Origin of the sequence: Dyella sp. (assembly GCF_035277725.1) — a bacterium.
In the GTDB taxonomy this organism is placed as follows: Bacteria; Pseudomonadota; Gammaproteobacteria; order Xanthomonadales; family Rhodanobacteraceae; genus Dyella_B.
Map to the genome: position 1 here is coordinate 1 of NZ_DATEJY010000061.1, position 24939 is coordinate 24939.

The following is a 24939-nucleotide window of genomic DNA, read 5'->3' on the forward strand; positions in this document are numbered from 1 at the left end:
CAACGTGACGTTCTCCGTAACGGGGCCGGCTACCTACATGGGTGGCACGCAGCAGCTGGTGGCGGATCCGTCGTGGACCAACGACTACCAGGATGCGTATTCGCAAGCGCATAGCACGGTGATCCAGGGCGTGCCGTATGCGTTCTTCCATTCGCCCGGCGATCCGGAACTGAACTTCGAAGGCGGCTTGCAGAAGATCGCACTGCGCAGCACGTTTACGCCTGGCACCGTGACGGTGACGGCGAGCGCGCCGGGCCTGCAAAGCAGCAGCGTGACGTTGACGTCGGTTGCACCGGCGGCGCCATCGCAAACGCAGGCGCCGGTGATCATCGTGCCGCCGGTGGACGAAGCGACTACCTCGGGTTATCCGGCGACCTTCACCGTCGTGGCCTCCGGCTCGGGCACGCTCAGCTACCAGTGGTCCGACAAGAACGGCCCGATCAAGGGAGCTACCAACGCGACCTACACCACGCCCGCGACGACGGCTGCCGACAACGGCGATACGTTCACCGTGACGATTGCCAGCAGCAACGGCACGGTGACGTCGACGCCGGTGACGCTCAGCGTTGATGCGCCCGCCAACGTGGTGATTACCACGCAGCCGGCGTCGCAAGCAGTCGTGGATGGGCAGTCGGCAACGTTGACGGTCGCCGCAACTGGCTCGCCTGCGATGACCTATCAGTGGTATCAAGTGGGTTCCGGTGCGATTGCCGGTGCCACCAGCGCGTCGTACACCACGCCGATCTTTACCGCGGCGGGTAGCGAAACGTTCTATGTCGTGGTCACCAACGATCTCGGTTCGGTGCAATCTTCAAACGCGGTCGTGACAATCGATGCGGCCACGCCGATCTCGTTTACCACGCAGCCGGCCAGCACCATCGTGCCGGTGAATGAGCCGGTGCAGTTCACGGCTGTCGTGGCCGGTTCGGCGCCTTATACGTATCAATGGCAGTTCACGCCGCCGGGCGGTTCGCCGACCATTCTTACCAGCGGCACGCAGCCCTCGAGCACGCTCACGTATACGATTCCCGCGGTCAGTGTGGCGAACGTGGGCGCGTACACGGTGACTGTGACCAACGCGGCGGGCGCGCCTGCCATGAGCAACGCGGCGAACATCACGCTGGCACCGCCGGGCGTCAACCTCGCCCTGGATGCGCTTGCCACCAGCAGCAGTTCGCAGAACCCCTGCAACGATGCGACGACCACGCCCGCGTATTCGGGCACCAATTGCCTGGGTGCGGAGAATGCCGTCGACGGCAATCTTGGCTCGCGCTGGGGTTCGGCCACCGCCGGTGCGCCGCCGACACCTGCCGTGCCGGGCGTCGATCCATCGTGGTTGCAGGTCGACCTGGGTTCGACGCAGCCGTTCAACACCGTGGTGATCAACTGGGAAAACGCGTACGCCACGCAGTATCAGATTCTCTACAGCAACGGCGATCCCAACGACCCGACCTCCTGGAAAACCGCATACAGCACCGCCAGCGGCGCGGGCGGCACGGAAACGCTCAGCTTCCCGACTGTGGCGGCGCGCTATGTACGCTTGAACGGCACGCAGCGCGCCACGCAATACGGTTATTCGGTGTACGAGTTCCAGGTCTACAACGTGCCGCAATGCGGTGGCGCGTCGGAGCGCTATACCGTCAATGCCTCCAACGCCAGCCTGGTGAAGGACAACCTCACCGGACTCACCTGGACGCGCACCGTGATGACGGATACCACGCCCGGTTCGCAGTTCACCGGCGTGAGTGCGCAGACCTATTGCGCGGGCATCAACATGCGCGTGCCGACGCAATCGGAAGCGCAGACCATCGGCGGCGTGAACAATGCCACCTGTGCGTTCTCCGGCACGTGGAGCACCTGGACGTCGACGGTCGATCCGAACGATTCCAGCAAGACTGCCGTGGTGAATTTCGATGGCACCTCGGCCTATCAGGTCACCAACAACTATCCGGGCGCAACGCTGTGCGCTTCCGGCACCGATGCCGGTGCAGCGCCTACGATCACCACGCAACCGGCCAATCAAGCCGTAACACTTGGGCAGCCGGCTACCTTCAGCGTGGCGGCGACCGGCCTTGGCACCTTGAGCTACCAGTGGTCAAGGAACGGCACGGCGATCCCCGGTGCAACTTCCGCCAGCTACACCACGCCTGCGACCGTGGCCGGCGATAACGGTGCAGTGTTCAGTGTTGCCGTGGGCGACGTGTTCGGCACCATCAACAGCAACACCGCCACGCTTGCCGTGCAGCAGAACAGTTGCACCGCCGCGCCGAGCGTGCCGGGAGCGCTGGCCGCCACGGCGAATGGCTCCACCCAGGTGAACCTGGCGTGGGGCGCGAGCACGGCAGGCAGTGCCTGCACCGTGAGCTACAACGTGTATCGCAGTGCTACCGCAGGATTTACGCCATCCGCTGCCAACCAGATCGCCACGACATCCGGCACGACCTATGCGGATGCCAGCGTCGCTGCGGCAGCCACGTACTACTACATCGTTGAAGCCACGGATGCGGCGGGTGCTTCGGCGGCCTCCAACACGGCCACTGCAACCACGTCCGTCTCCACTTGCACCAGCAACTGCACCAGTCCGGATGCGATGGCGATCAGTGCAGGCGGCCCCGGCGCCGGTTATTTCGCGGCCGATGAAGATTTCACTGGCGGTACGGCCTCGGGCAGCAATGCGGCGGTGAACATCAACGGCGTAAGCAATCCGGCGCCGCAGTCGGTGTACCAGCATCAGCGCTTCGGCAACTTCAGCTATACGCTGCCGGGACTCACGGCGGGTACCAGTTATGTAGTGCGCCTGCATTTCGCTGAGACCTACTGGACGCAGGCAGGGCAGCGCGTGTTCAACGTGAGCATCAACGGCACGCAGGTGTTGACCAACTTCGACGTGCTGGCGGCGGCCGGCGGGCAGGACATTGCCGTGGTCGAGCAGTTCGCGGCCACTGCGAATGCGCAAGGCCAGATCGTGATCCAGTTCAGCACGGTCAAGGACAACGCCGAAGTCAGCGGTATCGAAGTCGAAAACGCCACGGCAACCAACACGCCGCCGAATGCACCGTCGAATCTCTCAGCGACGGTGGCATCGTCCAGCCAGATCAACTTGAGCTGGACGCCGTCGCAAACCTCCGGCGTGACGTACTCGGTATTCCGCAACGGCACGGCAGTAGCGCAGAACCTGTCTGCCAGCACCTATGGCGACAGCGGCTTGACCTCGTCGGCCACGTACTCCTACACCGTCGTGGCGGTGGATTCGGCCGGTACGTCGATGTCTTCCAACACGGCTACCGCCACCACGTTCGACGTGGATTGCGTGACCGGGTGCGGCTCGGATGTGCTGGCGATCAGCGCCGGCGGTACCGCTTCGGGTGACTACGTTGCTGATCAGGATTTCAACGGCGGCGCGGCATCCGGCACGGGTTCGACCATCAATGTCGCCGGTGTGACCCATCCTGCACCGCAGTCGGTGTATCAGCACCAGCGCGTCGGCAACACCTTCAGCTACACGCTGCCGGGTTTGACTGCGGGTGCGAGCTACACGGTGCGTCTGCACTTCGCCGAGTTCTACTGGACCAAGGCGGGGCAGCGCGTGTTCAACGTGAGCATCAACGGCACGCAGGTGTTGAGCAACTTCGACATCGTCGCGACCACGGGCGGGCAGGACATTGCCGTGGTCGAACCCTTCACGGCAACGGCGAATGCGCAAGGCCAGATCGTGCTGCAGTTCACCACCATCACGGACAATGCCGAGATCAACGGCATCGAAGTGATCGCTCCGCCGCCCGGTGCGCCGGGTAGCGTCACGGCGACGGCGGTGTCCACCAGCCAGATCAATCTCAGCTGGACGGCATCTGCAGCGCCGGGCGTCGTGTACGACGTGTTCCGCAGCACCACGGCAGGTTTCACGCCTTCCAGCGCCAACCTGATCGCCACGGCTACCGGCACCAGCTATTCGGATACCGGCCTTGCGAACAACACCGCGTACTACTACGTGGTGGAGGCATCCAACGCGACCGGCACCTCCGCGCCGGCTGTGCAAGCCAGTGCCGTGACGCAGGCGATTCCGCCGGCGCCGACCAACCTGACGGCCACGTCGGCATCGTCCAGCGAAATCGACTTGAGCTGGGCGGCATCGGCGACATCCGGCGTTACGTACACGGTGACTCGCGACGGTACGATCGTCGCGAGTGGCTTGACGGCTACCACGTACAACGACGTGGGTTTGGCGGCATCAACGGCGTATAGCTACACCGTCGCGGCGGTCAACGCAGCGGGTACTTCACCGGCAGATTCCGCCACCGCGACCACCTTGGCCTCGGTGACGGCATCCGCACCGGCCATCAACACATCGCCTGTCAATCAAACCGTGACGATCGGACGCACGGCGACGTTCTCGGTATCGGCAAGCGGCGGTACGCTGGCTTACCAGTGGTACAAGAACAACACCGCCATCCCGGGTGCCACCAGCGCGAGCTACACCACCCCTGGCACCATCTATGCGGACAACACCGCCAGCTTTACGGTGACGGTGAGCAATGCCACCGGTTCGGTGACGTCGTCGGCAGCGAGCTTGAGCGTGAACCTGGCGCCGAGCTATATGGTGGTGCCGGGCTACATCGTCACCGACCTCAACAACAACACCAACGGCGTGTGGGCCGACAGCCAGATCTATGTGGAGATTCTCGGCAACGATCCGGCAACCGGCGCGCTGTCGTGGGTCAACTACGACGGCACCATCACGGAGGCCAAGGTGGCGGACAACACCGCTGCCAATGCGCTGGTGGGGCCGAATGGACAAACGTATCCCAACTACGCTTTCACGCTGGCGCAGGCCAATCATCAACTCAAGCTGCCGCCGATGACCTCCGGCCGCATCTACATCTCCGAAGGCAGCCCGCTGTTCATGCCGATCATGGCCGGCGCAAACGGCGGCAACAATGGCTACGCCGGGCCGAATCCTCAGAACAATACCGACCCCAACATTAACGTTCACTACGATTGGTATGAGTTCAACTACGCCAGCAATGGTGGGATCTTCATCAACACCACGCAGGTGAACCAGTTCGGCCTGCCGCTGCTGCTGGATGTGTGGGGCGCCAGCGAGACGTATCACATGCAGGTGGGCATCAACGAATCGATCGCCAACATTGACCAGGAGTACGCCAGCCAGACGCCAGCCGCTTTCCACACGCCGACGCCGAACAACTTGCGCATCCTGTCACCCGCGGAAACCACGTTCAATGCGGGTGGCGCCAACGGCCATTACTTCGACAGCACCATTGCCAGCGCGTGGTCGCAGTACGCCAGCTCGCCGGTGATCATCACCGTCAACGGACGCCAATTCAGCGGCAAGGCTTCCGGCTCGACCTTGAGCTTTACCGAGATCAATCCGGCCGCCGCCAACATTGGCGAGAGCTTCGTGGTGCAACAACCGTCCACGCAGGATGTATTGCTGTGCGCGGGCACGATGGCTTCCGGTGTGGCAGGCAGTTCGCCGCAGCAGCAGGATGAAAATGCCATCCAGTTGCAGTTGGAAAACCAGATCTGCTCGGCCACCAATCGCGGCGTGTTGTCGAATACGGCGAACTGGGCGAACGCCTCGGCGTATTACCCCTCTTCGTCAACGGCCAACTTCTATGCGTGGTTCTGGCATCAGCACTCGGTAAGCGGGTTGGCCTACGGTTTCTCGTATGACGACAACAACAACCAGAGCACCACGGTGACCACGCAGCAGCCGGAGCATATGGCGTTCGGTATTGGTTGGTAACAAGGCGCGGATCGTACGCTGGGATGAAATCCCAGCATCGCTATCTACACGTAAGCTGGGATTTCATCCCAGCTTACGTGTTTTTGTTCGTCATTCCAGCGAAAGCTGAGGCGCCTCACAACAGCGAAGCTGGTCAATCCAGTGCCTTTCAGCCACCAAGTCGCTGGATTCCAGCTTTCGCTGGAATGACGAGTTGAGGTTTCTGGCTTAAGTTCGGAACTTTGCCCCGATGCTCTGTAGGGGGGATGAAAATCCCAGCACCGCCATCGACATGAAGGCTGGGATTTCATCCCCGCCTACGTATAAAAGCATCGTCGCCCCGGCGCACGCCGGGGCCCAGTGGCTTCAGTCGCAAGATCGCACGGCAGCGTAGTATCCTCACCCCATCCCGCAGCAGGGGAGGGATCTGTCGATGGGCCGTTGGCGTGTGCGACTGCTTTGCCTGCTCGTCTCGGGCGTTGCGATGGCCGCGCACGCCGGAACGTTGGTGGTAATGACCGCTGACAGCCACGGCCATCCCGTCAGCGATGCGGTGGTGACCATCGACCGCCCGCAAGCGCTGGCTGCATCAAGCACGCACTATATCGATCAAAAGAACGAAACCTTCATTCCCTATGTGGACGTGATGCACCCCGGCGACAGCGTGGTGTTCCGCAATAGCGACAACACGCGCCATCACGTTTACTCGTTCTCGCCGATCGGCGCGTTTCAATTCATCCTGAGCCCGGGGGAAAGCTCGTCGCCCGTGGTGTTGAGCCACACCGGCACCATCGCGCTGGGCTGCAATATCCACGACCACATGATCGCCTACCTGGTGGTGACCGCCGACCAGGCGCAGGTGACCAACCCGCAAGGCCAGGCGCGCTTCGATGATCTGCCGGTCGGCCATTACACCGTAACGGTCTGGCATCCGCAGTTGTGGCCGGGACATCCGCAGGCGAGCGCGACGGTCGATGTGCCAGCCGAGGGCGTAACACCCGAGCTGCCGTTTACGTTGCGCTTGATGCCGGACCCGCGCAGTTTCGTCGACCGCGAACACCTGGACTACTAGCGCATGCGCACGGTCATCGGCTTCCGCCTTCGCCTCGCGCTGTTCTTCGTGGGCATGCTGGTGGCGGTGCAGTTGATCACGGGCGCAATCGTCTATGGCGTAACGCGCCATGCGCTGGTGGTGGATGGCGAACGCCAGCTCGCCGCCAGCGCCAAGGCTTTCACAGCACAGATGGATGATGTTTCCGCACGCATTGCCGGCAACGTGGGTGTCATGGCGTTGGATTTTGCCTTGCGCCAGGCGATTGCCGAAGGCGATCGCGGCACGGTGCTGTCGGTCTTGCACAATCACGGACGCCGTGTGGGCGCGTCGCGCATGCAGTTGATCAACCTTGACGGCACCATCGCCGCGGATACGGCCGATGCGCATGCGGACGGCAAATCCTTTGCATTTTCCGAATTGATCCAGCGCGCCTTTTATCAGCAAACGGCGGTGATGGCAGCCGTGCAAGGGCATGTGTACTGGATCGTGGTCGTGCCCATCTATGCGCCGCAGCCGGTGGGCCTGATCGTGGTGTACGTGCAGGTGGACGACGAATTGCTCGCGCACATGCAGGAGTTGAGCAATCTACGCCGCGACGTTGCGCTGGAAGTGCAACTGACGCCGTCGCAATGGCAGGCGGTGGCGCAAGGCGATCGTTCCACACCGTTTGCGCGCGGCCTGGAACATGCCACGGGTGATTTCCCCACCGAGCCAGGTTTGCGTCGTATCGCGCAGAGCGACTACATCGTGCTGGCGCAACCGTTGCAGCATCCGTATCACAGCCCGGCGGTGGTGGTCGTGTTCGGTTATTCGCTGGACGATGCCTTGCGGCCTTACCACCACCTTGCCGTGGCATGGCTGGCCTTGCTTGCACTCGGGCTTGCCGCCGGTTTGCTGGGTGTGTGGCTGATTGCGCGCAACGTGTCGCGGCCGGTGGAATGGCTGGCCACCGTCGCCAAGCGCATCGAGGAGGGTGATTACCGCGTGCCGCCACGCCTGCCGCGTCGTGACGAGATCGGTGCATTGGCCAACGCCATCAGCACCATGGCCGCAGCGGTGCAACAACGCGAGGAACGCATTTCGCATCAGGCCACGCACGATGCCGTGACGGGCCTGCCGAACCGTGTGGCGATCGAAGCAGAGATCACGCGCGACATGGAAGCGGGCGTAACGCGCGGCAGCTTGCTGATGATCGGCCTGACGCGCGTGCCGGACATCATCAAGACCATGGGGCATGGCCTGTGCGATCGATTGATGCGCGATGCCGGCGAACGCATCCAGCGCGTGGTCGACGGTGCGCAGGTGGCGCGTGCCACCGACAGCAATTTTGTCGCGTGGTTGCCGAGCGCTGGCCGCGACGATGCGGTGCAGGCAGCGATCCGTATTCTCGACGCGCTTGCGACGCCATACACCGAACCAGACATCAGCATCGACATGGTGCCGGCGATCGGTATTGCCATCTATCCGGAGCACGCGGCCGAAGCGGTCGCGCTGCTGCGTTATGCCGAGACCGCGCAGTTTGCCGCGGCCGGTTCGTCCCGCGCATGGGCGTTTTACCAGACGGCCATCGATCCGCATCGGCCTGAACGTCTTTCGCTGATGGGCGAGTTGCGCGAGGCATTGGCGCGCGGACAGCTGGAATTGCATTACCAACCCAAGCTGGCGCTCGCCACACGCTGCCTGGATGGGGCGGAAGCGCTGGTGCGCTGGCAGCATCCGTTGCGCGGAGCGATACCGCCCGATGTGTTTATCGGCATGGCGGAAGACACCGGCAATATCCAGCGCTTGACGCGCTGGGCGCTGGAAGCGGCCATCACGCAGGCCAGCCAATGGCAGGCGCAAGGCATGCCGTTGCGCGTGGCGGTGAACCTTTCCGCACGCGACCTGGCCGATGCGGACTTGCCGCATTACATCGTCGGCCTGGCGGCGATGCATCGGCTACCGCCGCAACAACTGACGCTGGAAATCACCGAGCGCGCCGTGATCGGCGAATTCGAATCGGCGTCACGCGTGTTGCAGCAGCTGGCGGCGCGCGGGTTTCATATCGCCATCGACGATTTCGGGGTAGGGCAGTCGTCGTTGTCGTACTTGCACACGCTGCCGGTGGATGAATTGAAGATCGACCAGAGTTTCATCAAGCCGCTGATCGATGATCCGAACGACCGCATCATCGTGCGTTCGATCGTGGAACTCAGCCACGAGCTGGGTTATCAAGTGACCGCCGAAGGCGTGGAAGACGAGGCGACGCTCGATTACCTGGCTTCGATCGGTTGCGATCACGCGCAAGGCTATTTCGTTGCCAGACCGATGCGCGCCGACGCGCTTACCCCTCTGATCACCACCCAGGGCCATAACAGCCACGCATGAAAAAACACCGACTGTGTTCGATCGTCGCGGTATGGGGTGTCGCCACGTGCGTGCATGCGCAGGATTTCGTATTGCACGCCTACGCCGACGAGCGCCTGGTGGCGGCGCCGGGCGACACCAGTTGGACGCGCGGCGGTTTCGGAAAAGCCCGCTACGGCGGCAACCAGACACAGCTTCATTTCGGCGGCGCCGCGGTGTATGGCGCGGCGCAAATCACGCCCGAACTGCTTGCACTGGCGCAGCTGCAATATCAAACCAGCGGCCATGGCGGCTTCAGCCTGCTGGAAGGCTGGATGCGCTATCGCCCTGTATCCACCACACCATGGCGCTGGTCCGTGCGCGCCGGTGCTTTTTTTCCTCCGGTGTCGATGGAGAACGACGGCATCGGCTGGACCAGTCCATGGACGCTCAGTTCCTCCGCCATCAATACCTGGGTGGGCGAAGAACTGCGTGCGGTCGGCGGCGAGTTTGTGCTGGAACGCCGCGGCGAGATCCATAGCTGGGATTTGCGTGCATCGCTGTTTCGCCGCGACGACCCGGCCGGCACCGTGCTGGCCGCGCGTGGATGGTCGATCGGCGACCTGGTGTCCGGCCTCGGCAGTCGCTTGCGCGAACCCGATGCGGAAGTGAGCGAGGAGGGCGGCACGCCGCCGCGCTATGACGATCCGTTCCGCACGATCGGCGCATCGCATTGGGGCGACTACGAAGCCATCAGCTGGCATGCGCCCAGCGAAACGCGCGTGAGTCTTTTGCATTACGACAATCGCGCCGATCCGGGCGCGTCCGCACCCTATGCCAATGGCGATGAACAATCCGCCTGGCGCACTCGTTTCTGGAGCCTGGGCGCGCGCACCAATACCGGCGCCGTCACCTGGATCGCCCAGGCCATGGATGGCGATACCACCGTCGAGCCAATGGAAGACCGGTACCGGCGTACGCATTACCGCGCGGCATTCGTGCTGGTCGGTTGGAATCGCGGGGCCTGGCGGCCGGCGTTGCGACTCGAGCACTTCAGTACGCGCAAGCCACCCGATGATTCCGGCGAGCATCAGGGCGAAAACGGCAATGCGGTCACGGCGGCGCTCAACTGGCGCCCGCGCGACTACCTGCGCCTGACGGCCGAAGTGCTGCACATCGACAGCACCTCCACGCTGCCGGTTGAGTACGGCTTGCCGGGGCACGTGATCGATACGCAGGTGCAGCTGAGCATGCGCGTGCTGTATTAATGAGCGACCTTGGCGAAGCCCCCCATGCAACGATGAAACGCGTGCTTTTTGTTTGTGTCGAAAATTCAAACCGCAGCCAGATGGCCGAGGCCTTTGCGCATATCTACGGCGGCAACGCGGTGGAGGCATTCAGCGCAGGCTCGCGCCCCTCGGGCGTGATCAACCCAAAGGCCGTCCGCTTCATGGATGAGCTGGGCTATGACCTGAGCAGGCACGCATCCAAATCGCTCGATGAGGTCAGCGGCGAGTTCGATGCCGTGATCACCATGGGCTGCGGCGATCAATGCCCCTGGGTACCGACAAAGCGGCGGGAGGATTGGGGGCTGCCCGATCCCAAACACATGGACGACGAAGGCTATCGTCAGGTTCGCGACGACATTGCCCAGCGTGTCCGGGCTCTGTTGACCTCCCTGTAGGCCGGGATGAGCGAACGCGAACCCGACGTTCCCACTGCATCCGGCCATGTTGGGGTTCGGCGCTGCCTCCGCCGTGATGAAAGATGCCTCCACGCCCGTCGCCCCGGCGAACGCCGGGCCCAGCGACTTTTTGGGGGGTACCTCAAACGCAAAGGCACTGGGTCCCGGCGTTCGCCGGGGCGACGAATCAAGCGTCTTCAAGCCAACCCAGGGACGTCCAGCATCGCCGTACAGCCGTACGAATCCGCCGGACAGGACGAACGAAAGGCCCGCACCCCGCATCCTGCGGCCTTTCCTCCCTGGAGCCCAAGCCCATGAAGTCCGCCCGCTACGCACTCTTGAGCCTGTTCGCATTGCTGTTCGCCGGTGCCGTGGTCGTCTGGCTCAATCGCGACGCGTTGCACGTCGGCGCCGCCTCGGTCAGCCAATCCCTGTGCGCCGCCACCTTCGTCTCGCACGTCGATCCCGATCGGGTATTCGAGGAGGAGCAACGCCCGTTGCTGGGCGGCATTGCCTGGGCGGTGCACTACGCAATCGACCGCGCGCAGCACGACGTGCACAGCCGCGTCCTGGGCGTATTTCACGCCCACTCGATCTATCGCGACGGCGTGGGCTGCACACTGGTGCTTGGCGATGATTCGCTCCCGGCGGCAACGCTCGGCGAGCAGGCTGTGCCGGACGGCTTCGGCCCAAACATCGTCACGCCGACCGACCCCGCACTGCGCGCCGCGCTCGACCAGGCGTTTGCCGAACCGGATCCAGCGCACCCTCGCCAGACCAAGGCCATCGTGGTGCTGCATGACGGCCAGTTGATTGCCGAGCGTTACGCCAACGGCTACGGCCCGGAAACGCCGATCTGGGCACACTCGGTGACCAAGTCAGTGACGCAGGCGTTGATCGGCATTCTCGTGCGCCAGGGCAAGCTGCGCGTGGACCAGCCTGCGCCGATCGCCGCCTGGGCGTCGCCATCCGATCCGCATCATGCGATCACGGTCGACCAATTGATTCGCATGGATAGCGGGCTGCCCTTTGACGAAACCGACGGCCCGGTCAATCTCGCCACCCACATGTGGTTTCGCGAAACCGACACGGCTGCCTACGCAGCCAGCGTGCCGCTGGCGCATGCGCCGGGCACGACGTGGGCGTACGGCAATCTCAGTTATGCGTTGCTGTCGAAGCTGATCGGCAATGCCAGCGGCAATACGGCGGCGAGTGCGGAAACCTTCGTGCGCGATGAATTGTTCGCGCCGCTGGGCATGAACCATTCGGTGATCGAGACGGATCAGAGCGGCACCTTGCTCGGTTCCGGTTTCATGTACGCCTCCGCGCGCGATCTTGCACGCTTCGGCCAGCTGTATCTGGATGATGGCGTGGCGAACGGCAAGCGCATTCTTCCGCAAGGCTGGGCGGCCTATGCGCACTCGCAAACGCTGGATACCGGCTACGGTGCCGGCTTCTGGACCAACCTGGTGAACCAAGGCAGCGTGCCAGTGTGGGATGCGCCATGGGGCATCCCGCAGTTGCCGAAAGACATGTATTACGCACGCGGCGCGTTCGGCCAGTACGTGATCATTGTGCCTTCCGAGCACTTGGTGGTGGTGCGGATGGGCTTGAGCGTGCACAACGTCGGCACCGGCATCGGCGATGCCACGGCTGCCATCATCGCCGCGCTGCATCGAACGGCGTCCAGCGGGCTTGCGCTCAGGTGACCGGCGTGGCTGCTGCGTGTTGCCGCCGATAGTTGCTCGGCGTATCGCCCACCTCGCGTTTGAACGCGGCATTGAAGGTGGACTTGGACGTGAAGCCGCAGGCATAGGCCAGATCAAGGATGGTGCGCGACTCGGCAGGATCCGCCAGCCGCGCGCGCACCGCCTGCACGCGCAGGCGATTGACGTAGTCGCAGAAGCTGCCGCCCAGGCGCCGATTGATCACCGCCGATACCAGGTATTCCGGATAACCGCTGCGCTTGGCGACTTGGCCGATGGTCAACGCCGGTTCGAAGTAGAGCGGGGCATCGCCACTCATCAGTTGCGCCAGGCGCGCTTCGACGTCGCTGAAGCGCGCGGTGTCGATCGTGGCGATGGCTTGGTGTTCGTCCTGCGTGCGCTCCTCCTGCGAAGAAAGCGTCACGGGCGCTGCCTGCACCGGCGGCTGCCCCAGGCTGAACCAGCCGACCATCCACACCCACGCCGCCACCAGGCCGAACAACAGGCCGTAATTCAAAACCGGCAGATAAGTCATCGCCTGCACGATGGCCACGCCCCAAATAGCGATTTGAAAGCCAGCCATCGCATCGATCCAGCGCAACGACAACCGATCCGCATCGGACCGCTGCTCGCGCAGCCGGCGACGATAGCGATGCACTAGCCGCAGCGCCGCCATCACATAAGAAAGGCTGTAGAGAAACAGCGGACCATCGAACCAGGCACCCACGGCGCGCTCACCGGCGATCCACCGCGCCGACAGCGCTTGCAGTTGATCGCGGCTCGCAACCAGCACGTAACCGTTGAGCACCAGCATGATGAAAAAGCCAGCCAAATGCACAATGTCGCGTGGCTTGAATCCACGCCCCTCCACCAACGCCCGCACGTAGAGATAGAACAGGCTGCCGTAAAGAAACGGAAACAACGCCACGAAGCGATAAGCGCGAAACCACTCCGGCGACAGCAAATGCCAGTACAGCGCCTTCACCGCCAGATCGATACCGGTGAGCGCCACCCAGATCGCCAACAGGTGATTGGCAGCATGGTTCGCCGGCCGCCGCCAAAGCGCTGTGGCCAGCAAGGCTGCCTGCACGGCACCGGCGATGTAGACGAAAGTCCAGAACGTCATGGGAAAGCCAGCGAACAAGGGCGTCACCAAGAGGCAGCGTAGGTTGGGTTAGCGAAGCGTAACCCAACGGGCTTTTGGTTGAAGTGATCCGAAGCGAACTCTTATCAAGTGGCAATCCTCGCGTGTGATTGCATCAGCCACCTGATAATGCATGCGCCTTGGCCAACCCATCAATCGACGCCCGCACATACGCGAACAAGTCTTCGTCGACGGCGCTTCCGCTGCGAAGATCCGGTTCTTTGGCATAGGCTTCACGGATTCGCGCATGGGTGGCAGGGTCTTCTCCGGCGTATGCGGCGAATAACTGCATCCACCGTTTCACCAGGCTGCAGACGTGTGGATCATCCGGCGATATGTTGGCCTCTTTGTCCTTGCGCAGTGCCGCGATCAGCGGTGGCCACTCGTACATGTCTCGGCCATAGTTCTGTCGCATGCGAACCATTTCCTCTGGAAATAGGTAGCGCTCGAAGATGGCCAGGCGCGCTGCGATGATGGCCTGTTCGACAAAGTGCCCAAGCTCCGCCGTTATGCCGGTGCGTTTCCGCGCGTGCGGGTCGTCGCGATTCATGGCGTGCAGGCGCATCAGGAAATCCGGATTGTTGTCGGTATCCCGGCCGATCATGTGCATCCATCGAAAGGCGAGCACGTCGGCTTCCGCGTCGCCCGGCTTTGCGCCTCGATCGATGGCGGCTTGAACCGCGCTTACCAGCGCGCTCCATTCCGAGCGTGCGTCGGGATTTTGGTAAAGCGGCAGTTGTTTCAACTCTTGGGGTGAAAAATGCTTCTCGTACATCGTCATCAATTCCATCGTGTCTATCCATTTGGATGGATCAAGGGACTGCCCGGCCGCCAAGGCATCGCGTGCGCTGCATAGGTGATGGTGCAGGCGGCGGTCGCGTGCCATGGTCAGCTCAAGCATGTCGATCTGTTTGTCGAGCAATGCCTTCAGCGATGTTTCCGGGGCGGACAGGGTGGTGCCGATATCGGCCAAGGACAAGCCAAGTCGACGCAGCGCGATGATTCGATAGAGCCGCTCCACGTCTTCTGCGGTGTACAGCCGGTATCCGGCATCCGAGCGAGCGGTGGGGCGCAGAAGGCCGATGTGGTGATAGTGGTGCAGCGAGCGAACCGTCAATCCGGTGCGCCGTGCCAGTTCACCTACGGTCAATCTCATCGGCCTTGGTCCTGGGCTTCATTCGGATGTGGCTACGTTACGGCCTGACGTTGCGTCAGGGTCAAGGGCTGGGGTCGCTCATTCCATGTCGTTGCGTCTGCGAACAATGGCACTCATTCAGGTCGAGAAGTCTGATGCCAGCCACGATCAGCTCCCTCCCCTGCGCGCAGGGGAGGGGATATCTCCTCGCATTAAGCTAGTGTCATCGGAGTTTGCGGGCGCGTGGATAGAATCACGCCGCATCTTTGCGCATCCCAGCCTCATGCCAGCTCATCAACAGCGTACGCGTCTGCTCCTGCACCGAGGCCTTGATCATCGCGCCCTTGTCGGCATCGATTTCTTTCCACCCAAGCAGTTCCATGCAAGCGCCGGGCGGGTAGTAGAAGGCGAGCACCATGCCTTTGAGGGTGAGCATGCGGATGCGCGTGATGGGTTCGTTGGGGCGGGTGTGCATGATGCGTGCGAGCAGCGACAACAGCAGTTTGTTGATTGGCTCTTTCATTTTTTTGCGCAGCATTTCCGAAGCGATCTGCGGCGATTCACCGGCCAGCTCGCGCCCAATCAGGCGTCCCCTGGAAAGGTGTGGCTGCACCAGCACGCTGTCCAGCGTGGTCGCCTGCATGAGCAGGTAGGCATCGATCAGTGCTTCGACGTCGGTATGGTTTTTCAACACGTTCTTGGCGTGCTTCATGGATGGCGCGTAACGAGCCTGTAAATCATCGGTGATGTATTCGGCGCAAGCCTTGTACAAACCTTCCTTGTTCTCGAAGTAATACTGCAACGCCGGGGCGTTGACGCCTGCGGCTGCCGCGATGTCGCGTGTGGAGGCGTCCTTGAAGCCGTGTTCGCCGAACAACTGGATGGCTGCATCGATGATGCGCTGGCGGGTTTCGTCGCCGCGCGCATAGCCGCTTGCGGTGGAGCGGCGAAGGCGCTTGGGCTGAGTCATGGCTTGAGTCATGCGGGTTCTCCCTCTCTGCCGCCAAAGATAGCATTTGACAAAATTATACCGATCGGAATAAATTTTCCAGCTGGAATAATTTCAAGGTCGATGGGCATGCCTCCTTCCGCAACCAGCGCATCGGGTGATGCGTCGAATGGCGCTGCACCGCGCCGGAAAGTGCCGCGTTTCTTGCTGCCGGCCGGCATCCTGCTGGGGATCGTGGGGGTGGTCGCGCTCGGCTATTGGTGGCTGGTCGGGCGCTTCATCCAAAGCACTGACGATGCCTACCTGCAGGCCGACAGCGTCACGGTGGCGCCCAAGGTCAGCGGTTACGTCACCGACGTCTACGTGGGCGATAACGCGAACGTGAGGGCTGGCGATCCGTTGGTACGTCTGGATGCCCGCCAATACCAGGCAGCGCTGGATCAATCCACGGCGACGGCCGATGCGCGGCGGGCGGATGTCGAGCGTGCGCAGGCTGGCATCAGGCAGCAGCAAGCAGCCATCGAGCAGGCGACGGCGCAGTTGCAGGTGGCGCAAGTCAGCGCGAAACACGCCGACGATGAGGTGCGTCGCTACGGACCGCTGGCGAAAAGCGGGGCGGAGAGCGGCGACCAGTTGTCGGTGTTGATCAGCAATCGCGACCAGGCGAAGGCGACGTTGGCTGCGGACAAGGCCGCACTCGACCAGGCGCAGGCGCGCATGGCCGATCTCCACGCGCAGATTGCGCAAGCACAGGCGCAACTCGAAGCCGCACTAGCTTCCACCAAGCAGGCGCAACTGGATCTGCAAGATACGCTGATCCGCAGCTCGCTCAGCGGTCGCATCGGCGATCGCACCGTCCGCGTTGGCCAGTATGCCCAGCCCGGCACGCGCCTGATGACGGTGGTGCCGGTGCAAAGCATCTATCTCACCGCCAACTTCAAGGAAACGCAGATCGGCCGCATGCGCGCGGGTCAATCGGCCACCATGCACGTGGATGCCTTGCCCGATGCGGACCTGCATGGCGTGGTCGACAGCTTTGCGCCGGGCACCGGTTCGGAGTTCGCGCTGCTGCCGCCGGAAAACGCCACCGGCAACTTCACCAAGATCGTGCAGCGCGTACCGGTGCGCATCCGCATCGACACCGACGAACAAACGCGCAAGCGCTTGGTGCCGGGTCTTTCCGTGACGGTGGATGTGGATACGCGCGCGGAAGGCCACGACGCTCGCGCACCCTCGGATAGCCAGCATGGCTGAGACGGCCGTCCATCCGGCCCATCCGGAGCGCGCCACCGTTGCGGACTGGATCGCCGTCGCCGCGGGTTCGCTCGGCGCGTTGATGGCGACGCTGGATATCTCGATCACCAACTCCGCCTTGCCGCAAATCCAGGGTGAAATCGGCGCCACCGGCACCGAAGGCACATGGATTTCCACCGGTTATCTCATGTCGGAAATCGTGATCATTCCGCTGGCGGCTTGGCTCACGCGCGTGTTCGGCCTGCGCAATTTTCTGCTCGGCTGCGCGGTACTGTTCATCCTGTTTTCGATGATGTGCGGCCTATCGCATACGCTGTTGATCATGATCATCGGCCGCATCGGCCAGGGTTTTACCGGCGGTGCGATGATTCCCACTGCGCAGACCATCATTCGCACGCGCCTGCCGATGTCGCAATTGCCGATCGGCATGACGGCGTTTGGCTTGATCGTGCTGCTTGGCCCACTGCTCGGTCCCGTGCTCGGTGGCTGGCTGACGGAGAACATCAGCTGGAGCTGGTGCTTTTTCATCAACCTGCCGGTGTGCATCGGCCTGATCACATTGTTGATTGCCGGTTTGCCCTCGGCGCCGTTGCATCTGGAAGCGCTAAGGCAGGCCGACTGGCTGGGCATTGTGGGTTTGTCCGTCGGCTTGAGTTCGCTGACGGTGGTGCTGGAAGAAGGCCAGCGCGAGCAGTGGTTTCAATCCAACACGATTGTCTGGCTCAGCGTGGTGTCACTGATCGGCATGGTGCTGATCGCCATTTCGCAATTCACTGCCAAGCGGCCGGTGATGCGCTTGAGCCTGCTCAGCAATCCGCGCTATGCCAGCGTGATTTTTATCGTGATGGTGGTGGGTGCGGCGCTGTACGGCGTGATCTATCTGATTCCGCAGTTTCTTGGGCTTATCTCGGGCTACAACGCCGAGCAATCCGGCTGGGTGATGCTGGTATCCGGTGTGCCGGCGTTCCTGATGATGCCGATTTTGCCGCGCCTGCTCGGCAAGGTGGATTACCGCATTCTGGTCATCAGCGGCCTGTTGTGCTTCTTCGGCAGTTGCATGCTGGACATCCATTTGACCGCGCAAAGCGTCGGTCACGATTTCTTCTGGTCGCAACTGGTGCGCGGCGCCGGACAGATGCTGGCGATGATGCCGTTAAACCAGGCATCGATGGCGGCGGTGTCGCGCGAGGAATCCGGCGATGCTGCCGGCATCTACAACATGGCGCGCAATCTCGGCGGCTCCATTGGCCTGGCGATCATCGGTACCGTCATCGATCGACGCAATACGTTCCATGTGGCGGCGATTCGCGAATCACTCTCGGCCAATTCGGTGCTCGGGCAGGAGCGCATCGCGGCGAGTGCGGCGAACTGGTTCGCGCGTACCGGCGACATGGCGTACTCGAAGATGCGCGCACTCGGCCAGCTGGCGGCGCAAATTCAACAGCAGGCGCTGGTGATGACGTTTTCCGAAGTGTTTTACGTACTGGGCATCGCCTTGCTGTGCTGCGTTCCGCTGGCGCTGTTGCTCAGAACCCCGCGCCATCACGCGCCGGTTAGCGAAGCTCATTAAGGGTGCTTGTCATGTCGATGTCTTGCTTGCGCTATGCACGCATCTCCGGTTTCGCAATGCTCACCGCCATGGCGGGGCTCAGTGGCTGCACAGTGGGGCCGGATTATCACGGCGCGCCGGACGTTGCCCACGGTGCTGCGCAAGCCAGCGCCTTCGTGCGCGCACCGGCCGCCGGTGTCACGCCGGGGCATGCACCCAGCCGTTGGTGGGAGTCGCTGAACGATCCGACCTTGAATGCGTTGATCGATCAGGCGCTGAAAGACAATCCTGACTTGCACGCCGCGCAGGCACGCCTGCGCCAATCGCGCGCTCAATTGCAGCAACAGCGTGCGGCAGATATGCCGAAGATCTCGACCGATGCGGCGGTGCTGCGCATGCGTGAACCGGATCTCTCCAGCTTGCAGTCGTCGCAGCAATCGTCCAGCAGTGCACAATCAAGCGGACAAAACACAAGCAGTTCGCATGGGCGCGGCCCGTTGCAGTTCTACACTGCAGGCTTCGATGCCTCGTGGGAAATCGATCTGTTCGGCGGTACGCGTCGCGCGATCGAAGCAGCATCCGCGCAAGCCGAAGCCGTTGATGCAGACTTGGCCGACACGCAAGTATCGCTGGCGGCAGAAGTGGCGCAGGCCTATATCGATTTGCGCAGCCAGCAACAGCGTCTGCTGCTGGCCAATCAGTCCGCCCAACTGGAGCAGCAAACGCTGGACCTGATTCGACAGCGGCGCGAGCGTGGCGTGGTCACCGATGCCGATGTCGAACGGCAGACCACGCAAGTGGAAAACACCAAGGCCACGCTGATTCCGCTGGACGAGCAGATCACCGAATCGCTCGATCAACTTGCCGTATTGACCGGGCAGGCGCCCGGCGCACTTGATCGGGAACTTGCTACACCAGCAGCGCTACCTGACATGCCTGCGTCGGTGCCGGTCGACGATCCGGCTGCCGTATTGAAGCAGCGTCCGGATATCCGCGCCGCCGAACGCCGCCTTGCTGCAAGCAATGCACAAATCGGCCAGCACGAAGCGGATCTGTTTCCAAAAGTGTCGATGATGGGCTTTATCGGCTCCAACGCCAGCGATCCCGGACATTTGCTGCACAAGAGTGCCTTTACCTGGCTGGGTGCGCCCTATCTGCAATGGGATGTGCTGGACTTCGGCCGTACGCGCAGCAGCATTCGCCAGGCGGAAGCGGGCAGGGATGAAGCCGCCGCACGTTACACGCAAACCGTGCTGGCTGCCTTGCAGGATGCCAATAACGCGCTATCCCGTTACGGCCACCAACGCGAAAGCGTATCGCGCCTGCAACAGGTCGAAGCCTCGGCGGACCGTTCGGCCGGCTTGATGCGCCAGCGCTACGCGGCGGGCGCATCATCGTTGATTGATTTGCTGGATACGCAGCGCGTGCAGTTCAGTGCGCAGCAAAATCTGGTGCTGGGCAACGCGGAGTTGCTCAAGGATTTTGTGTCATTGCAGAAGAGCCTTGGGCTTGGTTGGGTTTGTGCGCAATAGAACTTGATCTGGGGGAGAATCCAATTCGCGGATGATGCTCCTCATTCCGTCGAAGGCCCGCGGCTGTCCGGAGAAATTTGAGCTCAACTCGTCAAATGCTTGATATGTCGTCGTCCCGGCGAAGGTCGGACGTAGCGCGAAGCGCGGAGAACGTCCGAATGGACAGCCGGAAGGGTGAGCGAAGCGAATCACCCAGCGACTTGAAATATCCTTAAAGTCACTGGGCCCCGGCCTTCGCCGGGGCGACGAATCGGTGGCGTTGGATTGACCAGCAAACATCTCGCATTAGGGTGATGTGCCGATAGGCTTGTCATCGGCGCGAGTTTTGGCGGACAGCAGTGGGCGAAAGCCGGAATGACGATGGCCGTTCCGCTGGTGAGTGAAATACCTATAGCCGCTTGATTAATGGCGCCTTATCAAGCCTGCTCAACTTCACGCCATCGCAACATATGACGCTGCAAAGTCGTGATGAAACGATTCACGCCATGGCGTTCGGGTGATGTGTTGATTTCCATTTCGTTCTGCTTCCCTTCGCATCGATCATGCGAACCCAAGCCACCGATGTTCTGTGCCAGGCCGGTTTTCCGATCACCGGCCGCACAAGACGATAAGACTGCCGCCATCCCGCGCGGCCATCGAATCTCGAAGTATGACGCCGGTATTGGAAGGCCGGTGTGTGTTTACGTGCAGTACGAGGGCGACAGGCGCTGAAAAGCGCTCTGCCGCGTAACCCTTTGCCCCTTTCCTCGAGGAGGAATCTTCCATGCGTTCCTATCAACGTTTTGCGTGTGCAGGCCTGAGCGTGCTGGCTATTGGGCTGGGTGGATGCCAGGGCTACGTCAAGAAGGCCGATTTCGATGCGGCCATCAATGACCTGCGTTCCAATCAACAGAAACAGCAGCAGGAAATCGACAGCCTGACGCAACAGATGCAGCAGCGCTTTGCGCAATACGACGCCAAGATCGCCGAACTGAACGGGCGCATCCGCGTCGATGCCGTGTCGCACTTCGCCTTCAACAGTTCTTCGTTGCGCGATGAAGACAAACCGATGCTCGACGATTTCGCCAAGATCATGTCCAAGAACTATCCGCAGGCCGTGATCACCGTGGAAGGCTTTGCCGATCCCGCCGGCGGCAGGTCCTACAACAAGCGGCTCGGCATGAAGCGCGCCGATGCGGTACGCGATTACCTGGTAAGCACCGGCGGCATGTCGGCCGACCAGATCCGCACCGTCAGTTACGGTAAAGAAGCCGATCGTCAGGTGCTGAAGGGCAAATCGGGCGATGGTGCGGAAGCCAACCGCCGCGTGACGCTGGTAGTGGATTTCGCCGGGCCGCCCGCGCAAGCTGCACCGCAATCGCAGCAACCGCAATCGCAGTCATAACGCCATCATCATGCAGGTTGGGGTGAGGCACTGCCGAACCCCAACCTATGCCAATAACGGAAACACTGGAGTAGGGTGCTACGCGCCAAGCGCGAACAGGGGAGAGGAGCATGGGCAAGAGCTACGGCGAGGAATTCATCCTGCGTCCCGGCGCGAAACTGCACCTCGATCGCATCGATCCTTCCTATCACGGCAAGCACAAATCCCACGAAACGGCCGCACCGGCGATTGCCGAATCGCTGGCGCAGATGAAACGGCTGCAAGAACTGCTCTACGCCGATGCCAAACAATCGCTGCTGATCGTGCTGCAGGGGCTCGATGCCTCCGGCAAGGATGGCGTCATCCGCCATTTGTTCAGCGGCATGGATCCGCAGGGAACGTGGGTCTTCGGATTCAAGCAGCCGAGCACGGAAGAGAGCGCCCATGATTTTCTCTGGCGTGTCCACCAGCACGCGCCAGGGAACGGCCAGGTTGTTATCTACAATCGCTCGCACTACGAAGACGTGCTGGCAGTGCGTGTGCATAAGTCGGTGCCGCGCAAGGTATGGTCGAAACGCTACGAACTCATCAACGATTTCGAAAAAATGCTCACGGCCCACGGCACCCGCATTGTGAAGTTCTACTTGCACATCAGCCCCGAGGAACAGCTCGAGCGCTTCAAGCGGCGCCTCGACGACCCGGCGCGGCAATGGAAAATCAGCGAGAGCGACTATGCCGAACGCCTGCTGTGGCCGAAATACATGGGCGCCTATAAGGAAGCGATCGAACGAACGAGCACCAAGCGGGCGCCATGGTTTGTCATTCCGGCCAACCACAAATGGTTCCGCGATCTGGCGATCTCGCAAATCGTGGCCGACACCATGAGGGAGATGGATTTGAGAACCCCATCGCCACATGTCGACCTCGCGGCCATCCGCAAGAAATACCACGCCGCGGCTAACGGAAAGTAGGTCGGGTGAGGCAAAGCCGAACCCCAACAGTTTGGCGCAAGCGCTTGTTATGGCGCCCCCGGTGCACCCTCATCCTAACCCCTCTCCCGAGGGAGAGGGGCTTGGTTCACGGGCGAATGGCCGACATCGAAGGCGGTGCGTCGCGCGGATCTGCGCCCCACGCCTTATTGGGTTGCGGTCCCAGCGTAAACACCAAGGTGCCGCCGTTGGCGATGTCCGCCTGGCTGAACCAGGGTTTGGTCCATGGTTTGCCGTTGAGCGTGGCCGATTGGATGTACATGTTCTCGGCTGAGTTGTTGCGCGCAACAATCTCGAAGGTTTTGCCGTTGCCCATGTGAATGCGGACGCGATCGAAGATCGGGCTGCCGAGGATATAGTCAGGCGTGGAAGGATCGACGGGATAGAAACCCATGGCGCTCAGCACATACCACGACGAGGTTGAGCCCTGGTCGTCCATGCCGGGGTAGCCGTAGCCGCTGGCGTCGCTGCCATAAAGTTCGGCGAGGATGCGGCGTACCAATGCCTGTGTTTTCCACGGTTGGCCGCTCCACGCGTAGAGGTAGGCTGCCTGCTGGTCGGGCTGGTTGCCTTGCACGTATTGCCCGATCAGGCCGGTGCAATCGCGGCAAATGCCTTTGGCGTGATAGGGCGTCGAGAAGAAGGCGTCGAGCTTCGCGTTGAACGCGTCGCGTCCGCCGAGCAGATCGATCAAGCCTTGCACGTCGTGCGGCACCAGCCACAGCGTGGACCAGCCGGAGGCTTCCTTCATCATGAAGTTGTAGTACGGCTCACCCGGATCGAACGGAGAAATCCATTTGCCGTCCGCGGTACGGCCACGCATGAATCCCACGGATGGGTCGAACACTTTGCGATAGTTCGCGGCGCGGCGCAGGAACATTTGCGCGTCGTCCGTTTTGCCGAGCCGGCGGGCGACGTCGGCCAGGGCGTGATCGTCCCAGGCGTATTCGAGCGTGGTGGCGACGCCCGCCTTGCCGCCTGCGTAGGGTGGGCTGGGATTTCCCTGCGGAACAACGTCGGAGATCCAGCCGTTCTGCATGTATTCGGCCAGATAGCCGCGCGGGCCGTTTGGGTCGGTGGCGTTTTTCCGTAAATACGGATAGACGTCTGCATAGTTGAACGGGATGCCGCGTTGCCATGCGCCGTCATAGAGGAAGACAGCATGGTCGCCATGGAACGAGGTATCCATATAGCCGCGTTCGTGCGCGCGGTCCAGCTCGGAATGCATGATGTCCTGCACTACTTCGGGTTCGAGCAGCATCAGCAGGGTGATCTGGTTGCGGCCGGTATCCCAGAAAGGCACCGGCCCATAGCGGTCGTAGCTGGCGACCTGCACGTTGCCGTTCGCATCGGTAAAGCGTTCACCCTTGTGCGCGACCAGTCGTGGGCTGGCGAAGGAATGGTATAGCGTGGAGTAGAACAGCATGCGCTGCTTCCGCGTGCCGCCGGTGACTTCGACGCGATCAAGCAGTCTGGCCCAATCTGCGCGCGCCTGGTTGTGCACGCGCTCGAAATCCCAGCCCGGGTTTTCGGCACGCAATCGCTGCGCGGCTTCGTCGGCGCTGTGGCCATGGGCGATTTTCATCAGCACCTGTTCGCCGGCTTGCGTGTCGAAGGTGACGTAAGCGCCCGCGTAACTGCCGGAGACGGTGCGGCGATCGGCTTGCACATCCTGGTCGCCGATGCCGAAGCCTGGGTGATCGTGATCGGCGCGGAAGGTGCCGAAGCCGGCGAACGGGCGCGAGAATTCGGCGACGAACCAGGGGCCATCCGAATCGTCTTGCGGACGCTTGCTGGTTGCGACACCTCGAATGGTGTGGTCGTCAACCACCTCCACGTCGCCACCGGGGCGTCGCAAATTGATGATGACGTTCGAGCGATGGCTCGCCGGAAAGGTAAAGCGCATGAGGCTGGTTCGTTGCGTCGCCGTCAGTTCGACGCGTGTGTGAAACGTGGCGAGATCGACGGCGTAATAGCCGGGCGATGCCTTCTCGCTCGCCTTGTCGTAATACGACGGCGTGTAATTCGGCGGCACGGTCCAGTCGCCGACCACCGGCATGATCACCGGCGCACCCCGGCCGCCATAGGTGGAACCGCCACCGCCGGTGAAGCCGAACATGGTCGGGTTGGCGTAGTGGTAGGGCGTGGCGACACCGGTGGGATAGCTGAGATCGACGTTGACGTTGACGGGTGCGGCTTCCGTCATGCTTTGCGGCAGGGCGGCACCGGGGGAGGTCATGCCGGGATACAGCTGCTCGCCTGGTGGCGGGGCGTTGCCGATCAATGCTTGCTGGTCCAGTGGCGCGGTGCCGACGAGCGGGTTGGCTTCGTCGACGGCGGAAGGCGTTGCGGTGTTGTTCTGGGCGTGGGCTACGCTGATGCTGCCGAGTGCGGCGATGGCGAGTGCGATGGTAAGCGCAACGTGACGTCGATGGATGCATGATGGGCGACGGCGAAGGTGTGCGGGAAATACGTTCATGGATTCCTCGTATGCGGAAATGAAGGCGCGTCC

General features: G+C 62.2%; 15 protein-coding genes. 11 read left to right on the top strand and 4 right to left on the bottom strand.

The annotated features are described in order from the left end of the window. Positions 1 to 37 precede the first annotated feature (37 nt). The 6 genes from VJR68_RS05465 to VJR68_RS05490 all read left to right on the top strand — a co-directional run bounded on the left by VJR68_RS05465 (position 38) and on the right by VJR68_RS05490 (position 12515). Positions 38 to 5764, top strand: a complete 5727-nt coding sequence (locus VJR68_RS05465) for a beta-1,3-glucanase family protein (protein ID WP_324146557.1) — start codon at positions 38 to 40, stop codon at positions 5762 to 5764. 412 nt (positions 5765 to 6176) lie between these two features. Further along, the gene (locus VJR68_RS05470) at positions 6177 to 6815 is read left to right on the top strand and encodes a carboxypeptidase regulatory-like domain-containing protein (protein ID WP_324146558.1); all 639 of its coding nucleotides are present in this window, start codon (positions 6177 to 6179) and stop codon (positions 6813 to 6815) included. Between the two features lie 3 nt (positions 6816 to 6818). Next, a complete protein-coding gene (locus VJR68_RS05475; RefSeq protein ID WP_324146559.1) occupies positions 6819 to 9164 on the top strand; it encodes a putative bifunctional diguanylate cyclase/phosphodiesterase in 2346 nt (781 codons plus the stop codon). Continuing rightward, positions 9161 to 10390, top strand: a complete 1230-nt coding sequence (locus VJR68_RS05480) for a hypothetical protein (protein WP_324146560.1) — start codon at positions 9161 to 9163, stop codon at positions 10388 to 10390. The genes VJR68_RS05475 and VJR68_RS05480 overlap by 4 nt, the downstream gene beginning before the upstream one ends. Further along, on the top strand, positions 10390 to 10806 hold the full coding sequence (locus VJR68_RS05485) for an arsenate reductase ArsC (RefSeq protein WP_324146561.1): 417 nt from the start codon (positions 10390 to 10392) through the stop codon (positions 10804 to 10806). The genes VJR68_RS05480 and VJR68_RS05485 overlap by 1 nt, the downstream gene beginning before the upstream one ends. A gap of 314 nt (positions 10807 to 11120) precedes the next feature. Next, positions 11121 to 12515, top strand: a complete 1395-nt coding sequence (locus VJR68_RS05490) for a serine hydrolase (RefSeq protein WP_324146562.1) — start codon at positions 11121 to 11123, stop codon at positions 12513 to 12515. Here the strand turns inward: VJR68_RS05490 and VJR68_RS05495 are convergent. From VJR68_RS05495 to VJR68_RS05505, 3 genes are all read right to left on the bottom strand, one after another. Further along, complete coding sequence (locus tag VJR68_RS05495; RefSeq protein ID WP_324146563.1) at positions 12508 to 13638, bottom strand: AraC family transcriptional regulator; 1131 nt, start codon at positions 13636 to 13638, stop codon at positions 12508 to 12510. The two genes, VJR68_RS05490 and VJR68_RS05495, sit on opposite strands and share 8 nt — an antisense overlap. A 133-nt stretch (positions 13639 to 13771) precedes the next feature. Then, a complete protein-coding gene (locus tag VJR68_RS05500; RefSeq protein WP_324146564.1) occupies positions 13772 to 14812 on the bottom strand; it encodes a MerR family transcriptional regulator in 1041 nt (346 codons plus the stop codon). Positions 14813 to 15044: 232 nt separating this feature from the next. Then, entirely contained in the window at positions 15045 to 15773 is a 729-nt protein-coding gene (locus tag VJR68_RS05505) for a CerR family C-terminal domain-containing protein (protein WP_324146565.1), read from the bottom strand. 96 nt (positions 15774 to 15869) lie between these two features. Here VJR68_RS05505 and VJR68_RS05510 point away from each other — a divergent pair, with 96 nt between their 5' ends. From VJR68_RS05510 to VJR68_RS05530, 5 genes are all read left to right on the top strand, one after another. After that, positions 15870 to 16994, top strand: coding sequence for an HlyD family secretion protein (locus VJR68_RS05510; RefSeq protein WP_324146566.1), 1125 nt, complete (start codon positions 15870 to 15872; stop codon positions 16992 to 16994). Further along, on the top strand, positions 16987 to 18564 hold the full coding sequence (locus tag VJR68_RS05515; RefSeq protein WP_324146567.1) for an MDR family MFS transporter: 1578 nt from the start codon (positions 16987 to 16989) through the stop codon (positions 18562 to 18564). The genes VJR68_RS05510 and VJR68_RS05515 overlap by 8 nt, the downstream gene beginning before the upstream one ends. A gap of 11 nt (positions 18565 to 18575) precedes the next feature. After that, the gene (locus VJR68_RS05520; protein ID WP_324146568.1) at positions 18576 to 20075 is read left to right on the top strand and encodes an efflux transporter outer membrane subunit; all 1500 of its coding nucleotides are present in this window, start codon (positions 18576 to 18578) and stop codon (positions 20073 to 20075) included. A gap of 763 nt (positions 20076 to 20838) precedes the next feature. After that, entirely contained in the window at positions 20839 to 21459 is a 621-nt protein-coding gene (locus VJR68_RS05525) for an OmpA family protein (RefSeq protein ID WP_324146569.1), read from the top strand. A 110-nt stretch (positions 21460 to 21569) separates the two neighbouring features. Beyond that, on the top strand, positions 21570 to 22409 hold the full coding sequence (locus VJR68_RS05530) for a polyphosphate kinase 2 family protein (protein ID WP_324146570.1): 840 nt from the start codon (positions 21570 to 21572) through the stop codon (positions 22407 to 22409). A 106-nt stretch (positions 22410 to 22515) separates the two neighbouring features. Here VJR68_RS05530 and VJR68_RS05535 read toward each other — a convergent pair whose 3' ends face one another. Beyond that, a complete protein-coding gene (locus VJR68_RS05535) occupies positions 22516 to 24906 on the bottom strand; it encodes a GH92 family glycosyl hydrolase (protein WP_324146571.1) in 2391 nt (796 codons plus the stop codon). Between the last annotated feature and the right edge of the window lie 33 nt (positions 24907 to 24939).

Coding starts and splice junctions, on each gene's coding strand:
- VJR68_RS05465 (WP_324146557.1), top strand. CDS start 38: ATGGGTGGCACGCAGCAGCTGGTGGCGGATCCGTCGTGGACCAACGAC.
- VJR68_RS05470 (WP_324146558.1), top strand. CDS start 6,177: ATGGGCCGTTGGCGTGTGCGACTGCTTTGCCTGCTCGTCTCGGGCGTT.
- VJR68_RS05475 (WP_324146559.1), top strand. CDS start 6,819: ATGCGCACGGTCATCGGCTTCCGCCTTCGCCTCGCGCTGTTCTTCGTG.
- VJR68_RS05480 (WP_324146560.1), top strand. CDS start 9,161: ATGAAAAAACACCGACTGTGTTCGATCGTCGCGGTATGGGGTGTCGCC.
- VJR68_RS05485 (WP_324146561.1), top strand. CDS start 10,390: ATGAGCGACCTTGGCGAAGCCCCCCATGCAACGATGAAACGCGTGCTT.
- VJR68_RS05490 (WP_324146562.1), top strand. CDS start 11,121: ATGAAGTCCGCCCGCTACGCACTCTTGAGCCTGTTCGCATTGCTGTTC.
- VJR68_RS05495 (WP_324146563.1), bottom strand. CDS start 13,638: ATGACGTTCTGGACTTTCGTCTACATCGCCGGTGCCGTGCAGGCAGCC.
- VJR68_RS05500 (WP_324146564.1), bottom strand. CDS start 14,812: ATGAGATTGACCGTAGGTGAACTGGCACGGCGCACCGGATTGACGGTT.
- VJR68_RS05505 (WP_324146565.1), bottom strand. CDS start 15,773: ATGACTCAAGCCATGACTCAGCCCAAGCGCCTTCGCCGCTCCACCGCA.
- VJR68_RS05510 (WP_324146566.1), top strand. CDS start 15,870: ATGCCTCCTTCCGCAACCAGCGCATCGGGTGATGCGTCGAATGGCGCT.
- VJR68_RS05515 (WP_324146567.1), top strand. CDS start 16,987: ATGGCTGAGACGGCCGTCCATCCGGCCCATCCGGAGCGCGCCACCGTT.
- VJR68_RS05520 (WP_324146568.1), top strand. CDS start 18,576: ATGTCGATGTCTTGCTTGCGCTATGCACGCATCTCCGGTTTCGCAATG.
- VJR68_RS05525 (WP_324146569.1), top strand. CDS start 20,839: ATGCGTTCCTATCAACGTTTTGCGTGTGCAGGCCTGAGCGTGCTGGCT.
- VJR68_RS05530 (WP_324146570.1), top strand. CDS start 21,570: ATGGGCAAGAGCTACGGCGAGGAATTCATCCTGCGTCCCGGCGCGAAA.
- VJR68_RS05535 (WP_324146571.1), bottom strand. CDS start 24,906: ATGAACGTATTTCCCGCACACCTTCGCCGTCGCCCATCATGCATCCAT.